The 17,361-nt window shown below is 65.3% G+C and carries 13 protein-coding genes, 3 tRNA genes and 1 pseudogene; 10 read left to right on the top strand and 7 right to left on the bottom strand.

All coding sequences use genetic code 11. The features are described from left to right. The first annotated feature begins 13 nt into the window (after positions 1-13). The 6 genes and pseudogenes from AB5Y51_RS06470 to AB5Y51_RS06445 all read left to right on the top strand — a co-directional run bounded on the left by AB5Y51_RS06470 (position 14) and on the right by AB5Y51_RS06445 (position 2,983). Positions 14-98 (top strand) — tRNA-Tyr (locus AB5Y51_RS06470). Between the two features lie 43 nt (positions 99-141). Then, positions 142-226 (top strand) — tRNA-Tyr (locus tag AB5Y51_RS06465). A gap of 31 nt (positions 227-257) precedes the next feature. Beyond that, positions 258-342: transfer RNA gene (locus AB5Y51_RS06460), tRNA-Tyr, on the top strand. A 136-nt stretch (positions 343-478) separates the two neighbouring features. After that, the gene (locus AB5Y51_RS06455) at positions 479-751 is read left to right on the top strand and encodes a hypothetical protein (RefSeq protein ID WP_052815169.1); all 273 of its coding nucleotides are present in this window, start codon (positions 479-481) and stop codon (positions 749-751) included. A 113-nt stretch (positions 752-864) separates the two neighbouring features. Further along, positions 865-1,596 (top strand): EAL domain-containing protein, encoded by a 732-nt coding sequence (locus AB5Y51_RS06450; RefSeq protein WP_368178179.1) that lies wholly within the window; start codon positions 865-867, stop codon positions 1,594-1,596. 18 nt (positions 1,597-1,614) lie between these two features. Beyond that, positions 1,615-2,983 (top strand): annotated as a pseudogene (locus tag AB5Y51_RS06445) (endonuclease/exonuclease/phosphatase family protein). Between the two features lie 56 nt (positions 2,984-3,039). On the opposite strand, the gene AB5Y51_RS06440 reads toward AB5Y51_RS06445, so the two are convergent. Genes AB5Y51_RS06440 through dsrO form a run of 3 tightly spaced genes read right to left on the bottom strand, consistent with a single transcriptional unit; the run spans position 3,040 to position 8,031 of the window. After that, on the bottom strand, positions 3,040-6,147 hold the full coding sequence (locus tag AB5Y51_RS06440; protein ID WP_368178178.1) for a tetrathionate reductase subunit A: 3,108 nt from the start codon (positions 6,145-6,147) through the stop codon (positions 3,040-3,042). After that, positions 6,147-7,253, bottom strand: a complete 1,107-nt coding sequence (gene nrfD / locus AB5Y51_RS06435; protein WP_368178177.1) for an NrfD/PsrC family molybdoenzyme membrane anchor subunit — start codon at positions 7,251-7,253, stop codon at positions 6,147-6,149. Before nrfD ends, AB5Y51_RS06440 begins: the two co-directional genes overlap by 1 nt. After that, the gene (dsrO, locus tag AB5Y51_RS06430; RefSeq protein WP_223917233.1) at positions 7,243-8,031 is read right to left on the bottom strand and encodes a sulfate reduction electron transfer complex DsrMKJOP subunit DsrO; all 789 of its coding nucleotides are present in this window, start codon (positions 8,029-8,031) and stop codon (positions 7,243-7,245) included. The genes nrfD and dsrO overlap by 11 nt, the downstream gene beginning before the upstream one ends. A gap of 258 nt (positions 8,032-8,289) precedes the next feature. On the opposite strand from dsrO, the gene AB5Y51_RS06425 reads away from it, so the two are divergent. The 3 genes from AB5Y51_RS06425 to pepE all read left to right on the top strand — a co-directional run bounded on the left by AB5Y51_RS06425 (position 8,290) and on the right by pepE (position 11,707). Beyond that, a complete protein-coding gene (locus AB5Y51_RS06425) occupies positions 8,290-10,245 on the top strand; it encodes a PhnD/SsuA/transferrin family substrate-binding protein (protein WP_368178180.1) in 1,956 nt (651 codons plus the stop codon). Position 10,246: 1 nt separating this feature from the next. Beyond that, positions 10,247-10,858, top strand: coding sequence for a response regulator transcription factor (locus AB5Y51_RS06420; protein WP_368178176.1), 612 nt, complete (start codon positions 10,247-10,249; stop codon positions 10,856-10,858). 120 nt (positions 10,859-10,978) lie between these two features. After that, positions 10,979-11,707, top strand: coding sequence for a dipeptidase PepE (gene pepE / locus AB5Y51_RS06415; protein ID WP_049636162.1), 729 nt, complete (start codon positions 10,979-10,981; stop codon positions 11,705-11,707). Positions 11,708-11,773: 66 nt separating this feature from the next. On the opposite strand, the gene AB5Y51_RS06410 is transcribed toward pepE, so the two are convergent. From AB5Y51_RS06410 to AB5Y51_RS06400, 3 genes are read right to left on the bottom strand one after another with little or no spacing between them, the layout of a single operon-like run. Beyond that, positions 11,774-13,312, bottom strand: coding sequence for a DHA2 family efflux MFS transporter permease subunit (locus AB5Y51_RS06410; RefSeq protein WP_368178175.1), 1,539 nt, complete (start codon positions 13,310-13,312; stop codon positions 11,774-11,776). 7 nt (positions 13,313-13,319) lie between these two features. Next, entirely contained in the window at positions 13,320-14,381 is a 1,062-nt protein-coding gene (locus tag AB5Y51_RS06405) for an HlyD family secretion protein (protein WP_201920526.1), read from the bottom strand. A 36-nt stretch (positions 14,382-14,417) separates the two neighbouring features. Beyond that, positions 14,418-14,846, bottom strand: a complete 429-nt coding sequence (locus AB5Y51_RS06400; RefSeq protein ID WP_039040059.1) for a MarR family winged helix-turn-helix transcriptional regulator — start codon at positions 14,844-14,846, stop codon at positions 14,418-14,420. A 122-nt stretch (positions 14,847-14,968) separates the two neighbouring features. Between AB5Y51_RS06400 and fumC the strand changes: the two genes are divergently transcribed. After that, a complete protein-coding gene (fumC, locus tag AB5Y51_RS06395) occupies positions 14,969-16,360 on the top strand; it encodes a class II fumarate hydratase (protein WP_368178174.1) in 1,392 nt (463 codons plus the stop codon). A 199-nt stretch (positions 16,361-16,559) separates the two neighbouring features. Here the strand turns inward: fumC and AB5Y51_RS06390 are convergent, their stop codons facing one another. Further along, positions 16,560-16,997 carry a VOC family protein gene (locus tag AB5Y51_RS06390; protein WP_041211205.1) on the bottom strand — a complete coding sequence of 146 codons (438 nt, stop codon included), beginning with the start codon at positions 16,995-16,997 and terminating at the stop codon, positions 16,560-16,562. Positions 16,998-17,361: the final 364 nt, after the last annotated feature.

Below are 17,361 nucleotides of genomic sequence, written 5' to 3'. Positions count from 1 at the left end.
GCCTCGCACTTGGGGAGGGGTTCCCGAGCGGCCAAAGGGATCAGACTGTAAATCTGACGGCTCTGCCTTCGAAGGTTCGAATCCTTCTCCCTCCACCATTCAAGTGCGTCAAGTAAGTGAAAAATCAGGAAAATACCCCGTGGAGGGGTTCCCGAGCGGCCAAAGGGATCAGACTGTAAATCTGACGGCTCTGCCTTCGAAGGTTCGAATCCTTCTCCCTCCACCATCTTCCTGAACACAATATGCAATGCCCCTGTGGAGGGGTTCCCGAGCGGCCAAAGGGATCAGACTGTAAATCTGACGGCTCTGCCTTCGAAGGTTCGAATCCTTCTCCCTCCACCATCCTTCAGACAACCCGGCCTCGCGCCGGGTTTTCGCTTTTCTGGATAGAATCCATATGGCGCTGTCAGATCTGACAATTGCCCTCCCCGCACTTTTTAGAAACAGTGGAGCCTCATGTCGCAAGGAGTGCACACAGATGTTTGAAATCTGGGATGAAACGGGTCGCGAGCACGGGCTGACACTGCCCGAGCTGCAACTGCGGCTGCGGGATTACCAGGGAGACGTGATGGTGCGCTACCTCAACCGCCTCGGCTTGCCGAGCACCCTCTTCCTGACCATCCGCCAGGGATGTGCCTATCAGCGCTTCAAGGCGGGTTCCCCCATGCTCGACTGGTCCTGGCTTGCCCAGGCCATGCACGCAGCTCCCCTGGTTGGCGCCGAACCTGCACAGGGCCATGCTCTTCCCTGACCCCCTCTCATCCTGCCCACACCCAAACAGGGCCCATTATCAGACTCTTCCTACAGCCTCCGTTTAGACCCTCCCTGTATGATGCGTAACCATGTTCCCGTCAGGTGAAGGCCATGTTTGCGTTCAAAGAAGAGTATCCCGTGAGTGCCATGGTCAGCATGGCGGATATCGTCGTCCCCTTTTATCAGCCCATCATCGGCCAGGATCGTCAGGTCAAGGGGTATGAGGTGCTGGCCAGGCGTTGGGATGCCGATAGCCAGGGTTATCAGAGCATCGATTTTGCCGCCCTCGGCGAAGATGACGCTCTGCACCTCGATATCGTCATGCTCAGGGCCATCATGCGCGATCTGCCCGTGCTCGCCCAAAAAGGCCACTATGCGCTCTCCATCAACCTCAATCCGGCGCTCTCCAGCCCCACCTACCGCAATCTGCTGTTGCTGGTGCTGCTCCAGGCCCGCAAGCTGGGGATCGACATCTGGTTCGAGGTGCTGGAGCACGTCAGGATCAAACACCAGCACAGGGAGATGATCGAGGTGTTGCGGGCCCATGGCGCCCACATCGCCTGTGACGACTTCGGCTCCCTGGCGTGCAATTTCCAGCGCCTGATGATGCTCCCCTACGAGATCGTGAAGCTGGATCGCTCCCTGCTGCTTCAGGCTGCGCGAAGTAGCCACGCCCTCAACATGCTGAGGGGTCTGGTGAAATACCTGCAACGACTCGGCATGGCCGTGGTGTGCGAGGGGGTGGAGACCCAGGCCCATATCGAGGTGGCGAACCGGCTGGGCTGCGACTACCAGCAGGGCTACGCCTACGCCATTCCCTCCCCTCTCTCCCGCTGGGCCTGAGCGGAGCGCTTGCGTGTCATGGGGAAACCCGGTCACCTTTCCCATAAAATCCGGCAGGGTGCTGCCATTTTCCTGCCAAAAATGGCAGGCTGTCCCGGCCACACTGACGCCGAGGCTCGCCATGGTTCGCTTTGCCACCTTCAATCTCGCCTTCGATCGCACTGCACCCGGCATGCTGGGGGAAGAGCTCGCCCTGACCCGCACCGAGCAGGATGCCCTGCTGGCGCGCCTCGCCGACGGCACCTTGAGCGGCGCCGAGAAGACCAAGGCCCTCGACGTGCAGCAGATCCGCAACATCGCCGAAATCATCCAGCGCACCCGGCCGGACGTGTTCCTGCTCAACGAATTCGACAATGACGGCAAGGGCAGCGACACCACGGACCTCAACGCCTTCAACGACAACTACCTGGCCCACGCCCAGCACGACGAGGTGACCGCCATCAGCTACCCGGTGCTGCAGAACTTCGCCACCAACACCGGTCTGATGAGCGGCCATGACCTCAACCTGGACGGCAAGGTCAACAACGGGCCGGACGACGCCTGGGGCTTTGGCAACTACCACGGCCAGTACGCCTTCGCCGTGATGTCCCAGTACCCCATCGATACCAAGCAGATCCGCACCTTCCAGACATTCAAGTGGAAGGAGATGCCGGGCGAAACGAACCCCGTCATCGACGACTGCAACAATGCCAAGGCGCCGATCCCGGCTGGCCGCCAGTGTGGCGATGCCTGGTATGACGACGCCGCCTGGCAGGCCTTCCCGCTCTCGTCCAAGAACCACGCGGACGTGCCGGTGCGCATCAAGCGCGGCAACAAGGAGGAGGTGATCCACTTCCTTATCTCCCACCCGACCCCGCCCATCTTCGGCAACGCGGCGCGCCACAACGTCAAGCACAACCGGGCCGAAGTCGCCTTCTGGCAGGATTACGTGGAGACCGCCAGCTACATGGTGGATGACGCCGGCAAGGCCGGTGGCCTGCCCGCGGGTGCCAAGTTCGTCATCGCCGGTGATCTCAACGCCGATCCCCAGATTGGCGATGGGGATCTCACCGCCATTCAGGATCTGCACAACCATGTGCTGGTCAACCAGGCCGTCACCAACGGCGCCCTGATCCCGGTCAGCCAGGGCGGCCCCGAGTGCCTCGCCAGCCAGCCGGATCAGTGCAAGCGCAACAATAACCGCCCCACCCCGGAGCGCATCACCAGCAGCAGCGGCCTGCAGCTCGACCACGTGCTGCCCTCCGCCAACCTGAACGCGGTCGCCTCCGGCGTGTTCTGGCCAGCCAGCTTCGAGCCGGGCTACCACCTGGTGTATGACGCCAAGTTCGGCATCGCCAAGGGCGTCAGCTCGGATCACCGCCTGGTGTGGGTCGACGTCACACTGTGACAGTGACGCAGAGCAGACAAGCAACGGGGCCCGCAGGCCCCGTTTTCATTAGTTTGTCATACCAGCTTCTCCACCCGGGCCGGCAGCCCCTGGCGGGCCGACGAGCCGATGGCCCAGTCCACCAGGGGGTAGCGGCCGTGGCGGCTCGGATCCAGCACCGCCAGATCGTTGAGGTTGACTCCGGCTCCGCGCAGCGGATTGGCGACCACTTTCTGGCCGTCTATCCAGTGTTCCCGCGCCCCCAGCTCCTTGTGGCCGAAGCCGTGCTCGATGGCGATGGCATCGGCCTGCACCCCGGCCACGCACTCGGCCACCCCGATCACGCTGCCATCCGGGGTGCTGACCCGCACCCTGTCCCCGCTCTCGATGCCCAGCTGCGCCGCCGTCTGCACATTAAGCCGCACCCGGTTGCTGGGGTTCACCTGGCGCAGGCGATCCGAGCCGATGCTCATGGAGCTCATGGTGTGGGACTTGTAGCTGGTGAGCAGCAGCGGCCACTGGGCCGGCTTGAACGCCTCATTGAGCGGCGTGCCGTCCGCCAGCTGGGGGCGGAAGAAGCGCGGGGTGCCGCTCAAGAACCGGCCGCTCTGGCTGTGGCGGCGGCTGCCCACCTCGGGGTTCCACACCATCAGTGGCTTGGGCCAGCGCTTGCTTGGCTGACCCGCTGCATCGCGCCCCTTGGCCGCCGGCTCGAAGCGCCCGCCACGGGCGAAGAGATAGGCGGCGCGGCCCGCCTCCTCCGCACTCAGGGTGGCATTCAGCACCGGCAGGATCCGCTCCACCCCGGACCAGGCGAGATCCTCAGGATCTATGGCGGGCACCGGCTCGCCGAGATAGGCGACGTTGGCCGCCCCGTAGAGGGAGAAGTCCGCCGCCTTATGCAGGGCATGCAGCTTGCCATCCGCCCCTTTGAGCGCCCCCTCGCCAAAGCCCGGCAGCCCCAGCCGTTTGGCCACCGCGATAAAGAAGGACTCCATGCAGACCGGATCCCCCTCGGCAGTCTTGGCGACTCTTGGCTCCACGATAGGCCAGCGGCCGGTGGAGACCTTGGTCATCACCCCGTGCCAGGCGGTGGCCCAGCCCCAGGACTCGTAGGTGAGGGTGTCCGGCACTAGGTAGTCCGACAGCGCCGACGACTCGTTGATGAAGCTGTCGATGCTGACCACAAGGGGCAGCACGGCAGGGTCCTTGAGCTCTTCGCCTATGGCCTTGCTGAGCCCGGCCTGGCCGTAGAGGGGATTGCCCATGTGGTTGATCCAGGCCTTGAGCCGGTAGGGGTAACCGTTCACCGCCGCGGTCAGGTGTTCGCCGAGCAGAGGGCCGGAGATGGGGAACCAGGGCTCTTGCGCCGGATAGGGGTTCTGACCCGCCTCGCGCTTGCGCCGATATTCGGAAGTTTTCTCGTAGGGGAATTTGGAGCGCGACAGGAAGACCCCGGCGGGCTTGACCATGCCGGGGAAGCTCGCCAGATCGTAGCGCGGCCCCGCCCCGAAGGGATCGAACTTGCCGCCGCTCGCCACGGCGCCGCCCCGGGCATTGAGGTTGCCGATCATGACGTTGAGCATCATGATGGCCCAGGCCGAGTAGAAGCCGTTGGCACTCATGGTGCCGCCGTGGGAGACCACCGCCGCACGGGTGCCGTGGCTGGTGAACTCCCGCGCCAGCGCCTCGATATCGCTCACCGGCACGGCGCACTCGGCGCTGTATTGCGCGAGAGAGTGCTCGCGGCACGCCTCGGCCAGCAGCTGGAAGCTGCTCTTCACCATGAACTCCCCCTTGGGGCCCTGAATGGGGCGATCCACCCAGAGGCTGGCCCGCTCACACTGGCCGGCGGGTCTCGGCTCGCCGCTGCCCGCCTCCTCTACCAGCATGGCGTCCCCTTCCCCATAGGCTTCCCCCTCAAAGGGCAAGCCAAGATCGCTGGCCCGCAACATCTGGCCGAAGCGCGGGTGGGACTCGTCGCAGACAACCAGGTGGCTGGCGTTGCAAAAACCGCGATAGCCGGCCCGCTCGGCAGCAGCGGCATGGGGTGCCGTCAGGAAGGGCTCGGCGTAGCGTTGGTTGTCGATGATCCAGCGCAGCATGGCCATGGCCAGGGCGGAATCAGTGGCAGGGCGGATGGGCAGCCAGCGGTTGGCGGGGGAGGACGGCATGTTCACCGTGTTGGGCAGGCTGGGGGCCACCACCACGTAGGAGAACGGCTTGCCCGGTCGCGCCCGGTTAGCCGCCAGCTGACGGGACTGGCGCTTGAAGGGATTGCCCGATTGCTGGGGCGAGGTGCCCATGAACAGCAGGAAGTCGCTCTCGTCCCAGTCCGGCTTGAGGTGGGCGTTCTTCTCCAGATCGTCCAGCAGGGCGCCGGCCCCGACCCGGAACGACAGACCGCAGTAAGCGCCGTGATTGGCGAAGTTGCGGGTGCCGAAGCTGTTGAAGGTGAAGCGCTTGATGAAGTGATCCCGCCCCTCGTCCGAGGCGTTGCTCACCAGCAGCTGGTTGGCCCTGGGGCCGTACTCCGGGTTGGCCGGGTCGAGCGGCTCGGCGAGGTTGCGAATGGCCCGCAACCCCTCAACCTGGCCCTCGCCAAACAGATCGCCCCCCTCCACCACCTCGGCCACCAGCTGCTCGAAGGGGATGCTCTGCCAGCGGCCGCTGCCACGGGGCCCCACCCGCTTGAGACAGCGGGTGACCCGCTGCGGGCTGTCGAGCTGCTCCAGCATGGCGTTGCCCCGGGCGCAGGCGGTGGAGCGCCCGTCCAGCCCCCCTTCCTGGTAGCCACTGGTTGCGAGCAGCGCCTGCTTGACCGGGGTCTTGAAGTCGATGTGGTGCCGGGCGGAGAGGGGGTGATAGGGGTTGCCCAGGATCCGCACTATCTGGTCGCGCTCGTTGTCGATGCGGGCCCGCACTCCGCACAGGGTCCAGCAGCCGAGGCACATGGTGTAGGCAACCCGCTGGGCCGGGTTGGGATGCAATTCCCCCCGCTCGTCAACCCGGTACTCCACGGCCAGCGAGTTGCCATGGATGGGATCCCGGGTCGGCTTGCCCGAGCTGCCGGTGGCGAGGCCAGTCGCCACCTGCTTGAGGGTGTCGCTGTAACCGGCAACGAACAATCCGGTGCCACCGGCGATGGCGGCGCCCTTGAGAAACGTGCGTTTGCTGTGATCCATCAGAGTGCCTCGCGTGCAAAAGAAGTGGGTGCCTTGATGGCGGGGGAAACAGAGGGGCGCACCAGCTCCGAGAGGGCCACCAGCAGGGCCAGCAGCAGACCGAAGGTGCCGAGAATACCGAGCACACCGGCCGGGCCCCAGGCGATTTCATAGAGGTAGACGCCGGCCCCGTACTTGGGCGCGAGCTGCCCCTGAATGAGCACCAGCCAGCGCAGGCCCCACACCAGGTGCAGCCCCAGCAGCGCTGGCCCCCAGAGTGACAGGCGGGCAGAGATCCTTCGCCGCCGCAGCATCAGCAGGCCGGCCAGCCCCAGGGTCAGCAACAGCCAGTGAGCCGCCAGCCGCCAGCTCGGGTCGAGCCGATAGAGGGCCGCGGCCTCTGCCGCCGAGGCGCCGCCAAACAGGGCCCAGCCCAGCAGGGAGAGGGCCAGCAGGCCTAACGTCCAGCCACTCTGGCGCAGCAGGGTCGACTCGGTCTCGGCCCCCCAGCCCGTCAGCAAGCGGTTGAGCAGCAGCAGGACACTCTGGGCCCCCAGCACGGCGCTCAGGGTCAGCAGCCAGGGCAACCAGGGGGTATGCCAGAGCGGGCGCGCCGCCACCGCCATGGTCTCAAGCCCGGTGTAGAGGGCGATGCTGAGCCCGCTCAGGGCAGCCAGCAAAGAGAGGGGGCGCAGCCAGACGTGCCCCGACCAGTTTCCCAGGCAGAGCAGCCGGGCAAGGCGGGCTATCTTGTCCCCTTCTGCGCCGCGCCGGGCCAGGGCAGGCCTTAGCAGCAGCCAGCCGAGCAGCATGGAGAGCAGGCTGAACAGCGGCAGCAGATAGGCGCCATACCACATGACGGAGCCAAAGCGCGCCTGGGCGTAGAAATGCCAGGCCCGGGCCGGCTGGTGCAGATCCGCGGTCAGGGCAATGGGGGCCACCAGGCCGGCCGCCACCATCAGCACCGCCGCCAGGGTCTGCAGCCGCGGGTCCGGCGCCTTGCGCCACAGCTCAAACGCGCCGAGCCAGAGGGCTCCGTAGGCGAGGCCGATGAGGAAGAAATATTGCACCGCCCAGGGCAGCCAGGTGATGGGCTGAGCCGGGGCCAACAGTTCGTTAATGACCATGGGCTATCTCCTTGCCATCGTCGGTGAGCAGGGTGCGCAGGGCCGGGTTGCCGTCGACCTTGCTGACGAAGGCCTCGTCCATGCCGAGATAAAAGACCCGCGGCTGGGTATGGGCCTCCGGCTTGAGCACCTTGAGCACCGGCTCGTGTTCGCGCAGCAAGCGGCTTATCCGGCTCTTGGGATCGTTCAAATCCCCTATGATGCGCGCCTCGCCGACACAACTCTCGACGCAGGCGGGCAAGAGCCCCGCCTCCAGCCGATGGGCGCAGAAGGTGCACTTGTCGGCGGTGTTGGTCTCGTGGTTGATGAAGCGGGCGTCGTAGGGGCAGGCCTGCACGCAGTAGCCGCAGCCGACGCACCAGTCGTTGTTGACCACCACGATGCCGTCATCGCGCTGGAAGGTGGCGCCGGTGGGGCAGACATCGAGGCAGGCGGGCTCGGCGCAGTGGTTACAGAGCCTTGGCAGCATCAAGAGGGAGGCGGGAGCCTCGAGGGCGGCCACGTCGCTCACCTCGTACTGGCTCACCGTGGTGCGAAACTGGCCGAGTGGAGGCTGGTTTTCGATGGTGCAGGCCACGGTGCAGGCCTGACAGCCGACGCAGCGGCGCAGGTCGATCAGCATGCCGTAACGCTTGCGCCCGTCCCCCCGGCTGATGGCCGCCCGCCCGTTGCGGGGAGCGGGAACGGACTGCGCCTGAACCTGGGTGACGGGGATCAGGGCCGCCCCTGCGGTGAGGGCGGCGATCCCGGATAACAATCGGCGCTTGCTGGGCTCCATGGCATCTTTCCTTCTGCTGAGCTGGCTTGAAAGGGGTTGGGCCGATTGTCCTCAACGCAGCAAGTCGCCTCTATTGTGGTTTTCCACATACCGGGAGCCGGGTTGATCCAGCGCAATAAAAAATGCCCCAGCCCTGCTGAACTGTGACCGGGGCGGCGTTTGCCGCTCCTCCCGGCCCCGTTCGCGTGCAAGCGCACGTCCCGGTGATAGACTGCCCCTTTGCACCGAGAGGAGAGCCCCCTGCACGCCCCAGTTCCCTTGCCCCTGCTCAGCCTGCTGCTCTGGCTCGCCCTGTCAGCCCTGCCGCTGCGGGTGCAGGCCGCCCCGACCCCCTCTTCGCCAGCGCCAGTCCGACAGGAATCCGCCCCATCCCAGGCCGCGCCGGTGCAGACCATGGCAGAGCCGATACGCATCGGCGTGCTGGCAACCCGCGGCCCGGCCCTGGCCAGAGCCCAGTGGCAACCGCTGCTGCGCTGGCTGGCACAGCGCGTGCCCGGCCATCGCTTCGTGCTGCATCCGCTGGGGCTCGATGAACTGGCCGAGGCCGCCGCCCGCGAGCACCTCGATTTCGTCATCACCAACCCGGGCCAGTCGGTGAGTCTGGCGCGCCAGTACCCACTGGCCTGGCTCGCCACCCTCAAGAGCCCGGCCGGGGGGGACAACCTCGCCATCGGCGCTGCCCTGGTGGTGCCCGCCCAGACCCCCTATCAACACTGGCGTGACCTCGAGGGGCAAGCCGTCGCCGCCGTCTCGGACAATGCTTTCGGCGGCTACCTCGCCTATCGCTTCGAGGCGGGCGAACAGGGGGTCAGGCTGGAGCACTTCTTCTCCACCGTGCAGTTCACCGGCTTTCCGCTGGACCGGCTCATCGAGCGGCTGGCAACAGGTGAGGTGGCTGCCGCCATCGTGCCGGTGTGCCAGCTGGAGCGCATGGAGCGGGAAGGCAAGGTCGCCAGGGGGGCATATCGGGTGCTGGACGATCGGGCGCCGACCGGCTTTGGTTGCCAGAGCTCGACCCGGCTCTACCCCAACTGGTCCTTCGCCAAGACTGAGCGGGCCTCCCCCGCGCTGGCGCTGGCGGTGACCCGTGCGCTGTTCGACCTGCCCGCAGATAGCGAGGCGGCCATCGCCGCCGATTCGGCGGGCTGGACCGTGCCCACCAGCGAGCTTGCCATCGACCGCCTGCTCAAGGCGCTGGATCGCCACCCGCTGCAGGGCCCCTGGTGGCAATCGGCCTGGCACTGGCTTCGCCAGCATCAGCAGTGGGGCTGGGGTGCTTTGGTGCTGGTACTGCTGCTGGGGGGCCACCACCTGCTGCTGCAATACCTGTTCAACCGCAGCCAGCGCCGGCTGCTCAAAGCCCGCCACCAGCTCGAGCAGAAGGGACGCCAGCTGGCACAGGCCAGACGGCTCGCCGAACTGGGCGAGCTGGGCGCCAACGTGGCCCACGAGATCAATCAGCCCCTCAGCGCCATCGCCAACTACAGCCAGGGAGCCTTGTTGCGACTGGACAGATTGGCACAGGATCCGGCCCAGTCTGCCGCCCATGCCTCCCTGCGTCAGGCCCTGGAGCAGATAGGGCGCCAGGTCCAGCGCATCACCCAGACCGTCAACCGGCTCAGAGCCAGGCTGCAGAAGCGCCCTCCCCGCTTCGCGCCTTGCGACCTGCCCACCCTGGTGGCGGAGTTGCACCCCCTGCTGGAGCAGATGCTGGCGCCGCTCGACGTCGCCTTCACCCTGCACTGGCGGGGCCAGCCACGCCCGTTACCTCTGGACGGCACCGGGATGGAGCAGTTGCTGGTCAACCTCATCAAGAATGGCGCCGAGAGTGCAGCGCAGAGAGCGGCGCAGAGGGCAGCTAAGAGTGCGCGCCCCGCTGTTCACTCCCCTGCTCACCCCACTACGCAAACACCGGCACAGGCGCCTGCCCGGGTCGAGCTGCTGATCGCCTTCGAGGCACAGAGGTTGCTGCTGGAGATCCGCGACAACGGCGCCGGCCTGAGGGTCCCCGCAACCGAACTGCAGCAGGCGTTTTACAGCGACAAGCCCGATGGCATGGGGCTGGGGCTCGCCATCTGCCGGGAGGTGGTCGAGAGCCATCGCGGCCGGTTCAGTCTGGAGAACCTGAGCCCCCACGGCTGCCTGGCCCGGGTCACCCTGCCCGTGCCATCACCCGAAACCCTCCCTTCATCCACCGACATGCCGAGGAACTGAGATGCCGACCCCTGCCCGCCCCCCGCTCTATCTGGTCGACGACGACGAGGCCGTGCTCGACTCCCTGCGCTTCATGCTGGAGAGCTGCGACGAGCGGCAGCTGCTCAGCTTTGCCGATGGCGAGCGCTTTCTGGCCGAGGTCGACCTGCACCAGCCCGCCTGCCTCATCCTCGACTGCCGCATGCCGGGGCTCTCTGGCCCCGAGGTCCAGCAGCGGCTGAAGGCGGCCCAGAGCCCCATCGCCATCCTGTTTCTCACCGGCCACGGCGAGGTGCCACTGGCGGTGGAGTCCCTCAAGCTGGGGGCGGTGGATTTCTTGCAAAAGCCGGTGCAGCTGGCCCACCTGCTCGCCGCCATCGAGCGGGCCGAGCAGGCGACGCAGGCGGCGGCCACCCGCCTCGCCCATCTGTCCGCCTTTGAGCGCCTCACCCCGCGCGAACGCCAGTTGTTGCAGCTCATCGCCCGGGGCCACAAGAATCAGCAGATAGCGCAGGATCTCTGCATTTCGGTGCGCACCGTCGAGGTGTGCCGCGCCAGCCTGATGAAACGCCTGGCGGTGAACTCCCTCGCCGAGATGCTGCTGCGCTACGCGCAGGTGAGCGAACACCCCTGAGTGGCCTGCAACCGTACAAAACGGGCAGGGATCACACATTTGGCGCTTCGATGGCGGTAGAGTGCCCTCTTCTCTTCACCAGGACCGCCCGGGTCCTGCGCCTTGTTTCGAGGACACATCATGGAACTGCTTCTGCTCAGCAACGGTAAAACCACAGAACACCCCGGCCTGCTCGGCTGGGCCCGCGACCGGGTGCAAACCCTGCTCGCTCGCAACCAGGTCAAGCGCATCCTGCTCATCCCCTACGCGGTGATCCGCAGCGACTGGGATGCCCGCGCCCGGGAGCTCACCGAGAGTCTGGGGGTGGACGCCATCAGCATCCATCACTTCGACGATCCGGTGGATGCCATCAACCGGGCCGACGCCATCTTCATCAGCGGCGGCAATACCTGGCTCCTGAACCAGCGGCTGCACGAGTATGGTCTGGTGGTCCCCATCCAGCGTGCGGTGCGCGAGCGGGGCGTGCCCTATGTGGGCTGGAGCGCCGGCTGCAACGTGGCCACCCCCAGCATCCGCACCACCAACGACATGCCGGTGTGCAGCGCCGTCGTGCTGCCTGCGCTGGGGCTCTTCCCCGTGCAGATCAACCCCCACTATCTGGACGCCAGCATCAGCGGCCACATGGGGGAGACCCGGGACGAGCGTCTGGCCGAGTTCTGCGCCATCAACCCGAGCGAATCCGTGGTGGCCCTGCGCGAGGCGAGCCTGTTGCAGATCGGCAGCGATCACATCGAGTACTGGAGTGCCCGGGGCGAGACCTTCAAGATCTTCAAGCACGGCGAACCCATCCGGGAATACGGGGACGCTGCGCCTCTGGCAGCGCTCACCCCCTTCACGCCGGCACGCTGATCCTGCCAAACGACAGAGGGATGGCCTGCGCCATCCCTCTTTCTTTGTTGCTCGCCCCTTCGTGATTCACTCCAGAATGGCCATCTCCTCCCGAGAGCCGCTGCGCCCGGGAGCCCTCAGCAACACCACCAGCGGCACGGCGCACAGGCTGACCCACATCATCAGGCGAAAATCCTGCAGGTAGGCGAGCAGGCTGGCCTGCCGGGTCACCTCGCCGTTGATCATGACCAGCCCCTTCGGCGTCATCAGCTCCGCCATGCCCCCGCCCTGATGCAGGTTGACATTGAACGGGGTGATGTAGGCGGCGAACGCCTCGTGGTTCATCTGGGATCGCTGGGCCAGATAGGTGATCACCACCGAGATGCCGATGCTGCTGCCGATGTTGCGCACCAGGCTGAACAGCGCCGTCCCCTCGTTGCGATAGCGCGGCGCCAGGGTCGCAAAGGTGATGGTGGAGAGGGGCACGAAGATGAAGCCGAGCCCCAGCCCCTGGATGATGCCGGTGCGCACTATGTCCCAGCTGCCGATGTCCGTGTTGAACAGGGTCATCTCCCACATGGAGAAGCTGGTGAGCAGCAGCCCTGACAGGATGAGGTAACGGGCGTCCACCCGGCCCGACAGCCTGCCCACCAGCATCATGGCAACCATGGTGCCCACCCCGCGCGGGGCGAGCAGGTAACCCACGTCGATCACCGGGTAACCCATCAGCCCCTGCATGAAGGGAGGCAGCAGCGTCATGGTCGCCAGCAAGATGATGCCGACGATGAAGATGAAGAGCAGACCGACGCTGAAGTTGCGATCCCGGAACAGGGCCGGTTCTATGTAGGGGTGCGGGTAGGTGAAGATATGCACCACGAAGAGGTAGAACGCCATCACCATCAGGATGGTCTCGATGACGATCTCGGGGCTGGCGAACCAGTTTTGTGACTCCCCCCTGTCCAGCGCCATCTGCAATGCCCCTATGCCGAGACTCAGCAGGGCGAAGCCCAGCAGATCGAAGCGGCGGCTGGCATCGATCTTCGTCTCCTCGATGAAGGCGGCAAGCCCGAACCAGGCCAGCAGGCCGAACGGCAGGTTGATGTAGAAGACCCAGCGCCAGTTGTAGTACTCGGTGAGCCAGCCCCCCAGCGACGGCCCCAGGATGGGACCCACCATGACCCCTATCCCCCAGAGCGCCATGGCGGAGCCGTGTTTCTCCGGCGGGTAGGTGTCCAGCAGCACCGCCTGTGAGAGGGGCACCAGGCTGGCACCGAAGATCCCCTGCAGCAGGCGGAACAGCACTATCTGATCCAGGCTCTGGGCCGCGCCGCACAACATGGAGGCAACGGTAAAGCCCGCCACCGACCACATGAACAGCCTTTTGCGGCCAATTCTTGCCGAGATGAAACCGGTCAGCGGCATGAAGATGGCGGCCGCGACTATGTAGGAGGTCAGCACCCAGGAGATCTGATCCTGGGTGGCGCCCATGGCCCCCTGCATATGGGGCAGGGCGACGTTGGCGATGGTGGTGTCCAGCGCCTGCATGATGGTGGCCAACATCACCGACAGGGTGATGAAGCCACGTCGGGAGCTCTGATCCACCCCCTGATGGCTTTGCGTCGTCATATTAACCTCAGAATGACCAGCCCAGCAGGCTGCGTTTGTGGCCGGTGTCTATCTTGGTGATGGCGCTCAGGCCAGCGCGCAGAGTGGGCCCGGAGGCCATTTCGTCCAGCTTGATGCGCACCGCGACTCGCTGGGCGATCTTGACCCAGTTGCCGGTGGCATTCTGGGCCGGGATCACCGAAAACTCGGAGCCGGTGGCCGGGCTCAGGCTCTCCACCACCCCGTGCCAATGGGCATTCGGGTAGGTGTCCAGGCTGATCTCCACCTCCTGCCCCGGCTGAACATGGGTCAGCTCGGTTTCGGTGAAGTTCGCCTCTATCCAGGGGCTGTCGGTCTCTACCAGCATCATGGCGGTCATGCCGACGATGCTGTACTGGCCCGGCTTGGGCAGCTGGCTGGCGATGCCGTTGGCGGGGGCGTAGATCTTGGTGCGGGCGAGATCCAGCCTGGCCTTGGCGAGCTCGGCGGCGGCCTCCTGATAGGCGGGCTGCTGCTCCACCGGCAGGTTGACGTCGCCGTTCAGGGAGGCCTCTATCTTCTTGAGCCCCTCCTCCAGCGCCACCTGCTGCTGGGCGGTCTGTATGGTGAGCTGACGGGCATCGTCATAGTTGGCGGTGGAGGTGAAGTGTTTGGCCACCAGATCCGCCTGGCGATGCTCCTCCTTCAGGGCATAGGCATGGCGGGTGCGTGCCACGGCGATCTCCGCCTGCTGGCCGCGATAACTGGTCTGCAGCGCCACCAGATCGGTGCGCACCTTGGCGAGCTCCGCCTCGGCCTTGGTTACCGCCACCTGGAAGGTCTCGGGATCCAGCTCGAACATCAGCTGACCGGCCTTGACCTGCTCGTTCTCATTCACATAGACCTTGGCCACCCGGCCCAGCACCTCGGTACTGATGGGCACCTTGTCCGCCTTCACATAGGCGTTGTCGGTCTCGACATAACGGCCACCCAGCATGTAGATGGCACCTATGCCGAGCAGGGCCAGTGCCGGTACCACCACCAGCAGAAGCAGACGGGTCCGGCGGCGGTTCGTCACCGGCGTTTGGGGAGGGGAAGATTCGGCATTCATAGAAACACTCCACATTCAATGCTGATAAAGATGAGATCAATACTTCGATAGATTGTCGCGCAGGGTCTTGAGGGCGTCGCAGAGGGCGCGGGTGCCCGCCTCCCCCAGCTCACCGATGGCGTGCTGATGCACCACAGCGGAGGCCTGCTTGATCTTCTCGAGATAGGGTTCCGCCCCCTCGGTCAGGAACAGCTGATGGGCACGCCTGTCGTTGGGGTCGTTGCGCCGCTCCACCAGACCGTTGTCGGCCATCTGATCGAGCTGGCGCGCCAGCGTGATGGGCTGGATGTCCAGCCGCTCGGCGAGATCCACCTGGCGTATGCCCTCGCTGCGTGCAATGTGCACCAGAGCCCTGGCCTGGGCCAGGGTGAGGCAGCTTCCCTCCAGCTGCTGCTGGAACTGGCGGCGCATCAGGCGCTGGACGTCGCCGATGAGAAAGCCAAGGGTGTCCGGTTGTTTGTTCATGATATGCAACCTATATAGTAAGCTTTACTTATTATATGCAAAGCGTATCCATGTGCAAGCTGGCCCCGGCAGCCGTTTGGGTTCATGCTGGGTGCCACCACCTCAACGGCAGGAGACACGTCATGGATATCAGGATGGAGCGGGACAGCCTGGGGGAGATAGCCGTCCCGGCGGACAGGCTCTGGGGGGCCCAGACCCAGCGCTCCCTGCATCACTTCAACATCTCGGGGGAGCGCCAACCCATGGAGATCATCCATGCCCTGGCCCGCATCAAGTCCGCCTGCGCCCGGGTCAACCACGCCCTGGGGCTGCTCCCCGCCCGCAAGGCCCAGGCCATCATGGCCGCTGCCGACGAGATCCTGCGCGGCCTGCACGACGCCGAGTTTCCCCTGATGGTGTGGCAGACCGGCTCCGGCACCCAGACCAACATGAACCTCAACGAGGTGCTGGCAAACCGGGCCAGCGAACTGCTCGGCGGCCCCCGGGGGGAAGCGCGGCTGGTGCATCCCAACGACGAGGTAAACAAGAGCCAGTCCAGCAACGATGTCTTCCCGAGCGCCATGAACCTGGCGGCGGTCACCGCCATCACGCAGCGGTTGCTGCCGGCCCTCGCTGCCCTGAAGCAGACCCTGGCAGGCAAGGCCGCCGCCTTCGACCACATCGTCAAGATTGGCCGCACCCATTTGCAGGATGCCACTCCCCTCACCCTGGGCCAGGAGATCTCCGGCTGGGTCGCCCAGCTCGAACAGGGGGAGCGCCATCTACGGGCCGCCCTGCCCCATCTGTGCGAGCTGGCGCTCGGCGGCACCGCCGTGGGCACCGGCCTCAACTGCCCTCCAGGCTTTGCCGAGGCGGTGGCCAGAACCCTGGCCGAGCAGACCGGCCTGCCGCTGGTGAGCGCCCCCAACAAGTTCGAGGCCCTGGCGGCGAGTGACGCCCAGGTTCACGCCCACGGTGCCCTCAAGACGCTGGCGGCCTCCCTCATGAAGATCGCCAACGACGTGCGCTGGCTGGCGAGCGGCCCCCGCAGCGGGCTGGGGGAGCTGCTCATCCCCGAGAACGAGCCTGGATCCTCCATCATGCCCGGCAAGGTCAACCCGACCCAGAGCGAGGCCCTCACCATGCTCTGCGCCCAGGTGATGGGCAACGATGTGGCCATCAACATCGGCGGTGCCAGCGGCAACTTCGAGCTCAACGTGTTCAGGCCCATGATCGCCTACAACCTCCTGCAGAGCGTGCGGCTGCTGGCGGATGGCATGCAGAGCTTCCACGACCACTGCGCCGTCGGCATCACCCCGAACCAGGCCAGGATCGACGATCTGCTCTCCCGCTCCCTGATGCTGGTGACGGCCCTCAACCCCCATATCGGCTATGACAAGGCGGCCGAGATCGCCAAGCGGGCGCACCATCAGGGACTGAGTCTGCGGGAGGCGGCCATTGCCTCTGGCCACCTCAGCGCGGAGCAATTCGATGCCTGGGTGATCCCCGCTGACATGGTGGGTCGTACGCCATAACGCAGTTCAGCTGCGCGATAATCCGAGCCCGGGTGATCCCCGCTGACATGGTGGGTCACACGCCATAAAGCAGCGCACTGCACTGCAATCCCATGCTCGGGGCATACCAGCTCAGGTGGCAGGCGCAGCAAATCGGGACAGTGATGGGCAATAAAGATGAAAAGGGCGCCATGGCGCCCTTTTCATTGCAGATCTGCCGTCAGGTCTTGCTCTGGCAGTTGAACATCCAGTGGGTGCCGAACTTGTCCACCAGGGATCCGAAATAGTCACCCCAGAACATCTCCGCCAGCGGCATCTCCACCTTGCCTCCCTCGGCCAGGGCCGCGAACAGGCGATCGGTCTCGCCTCGGCTGTCCGGCTCCAGATTGAGGTAACTGTTGTTGCCCTGCACCAGGGTGAACCCCATGCTCGCCGGGGCATCCGTGCCCATCAGCACGTGTCCCCCAAGGATGGGCAGGGCCACATGCATCACCAGCTCCCCGTCTTCCTCCGACAAAGGGGGCTGGCCCGGGCAGCCCGGGGACTCCTTGAACCTGTGAATGGGGCCGCTGAAGTCACCGCCGAACACTTCGCGATAGAAGAGGAAGGCAGCCTCCGTCTCCCGGGCAAAATTGAGATAGGTACTGACACGCGCCATGGGTTTCTCCTTGTCACCGATAGCTGGCCCCTGTGGCCAGCTAACAGCATAGAAGAGCACGGGGCTCTGTCAGGTGGCGCTCCGCTCCCTTCTGCGCACGGGGGAGCCGCACTCACAACCCAGGTTCGGTCGAACACGCAAAAGTGCAACCCGATTTGCAGTGGGTTGCACCTCATATAGGCATTCATAAGATGCATTGCCAACCCATTAATAATGCTGTGAAAAGCGGACAAGCGGCGGGCTTGAAAGGAGCCTGATGGAGACCGGATTCATGGAAGAATTCAACAATGTAACCAATACATTAAAATTTCTTGCTTGAAGGTTGCACCTGGTTGCACCATCATCGGCGAAATTTAACCGTCCG

The sequence above is a fragment of the Aeromonas sp. R7-1 genome (assembly GCF_040908115.1).
GTDB classification, from domain to species: Bacteria; Pseudomonadota; Gammaproteobacteria; order Enterobacterales; family Aeromonadaceae; genus Aeromonas; species Aeromonas caviae.
This window is presented reverse-complemented; position numbering and strand designations above follow the sequence as displayed.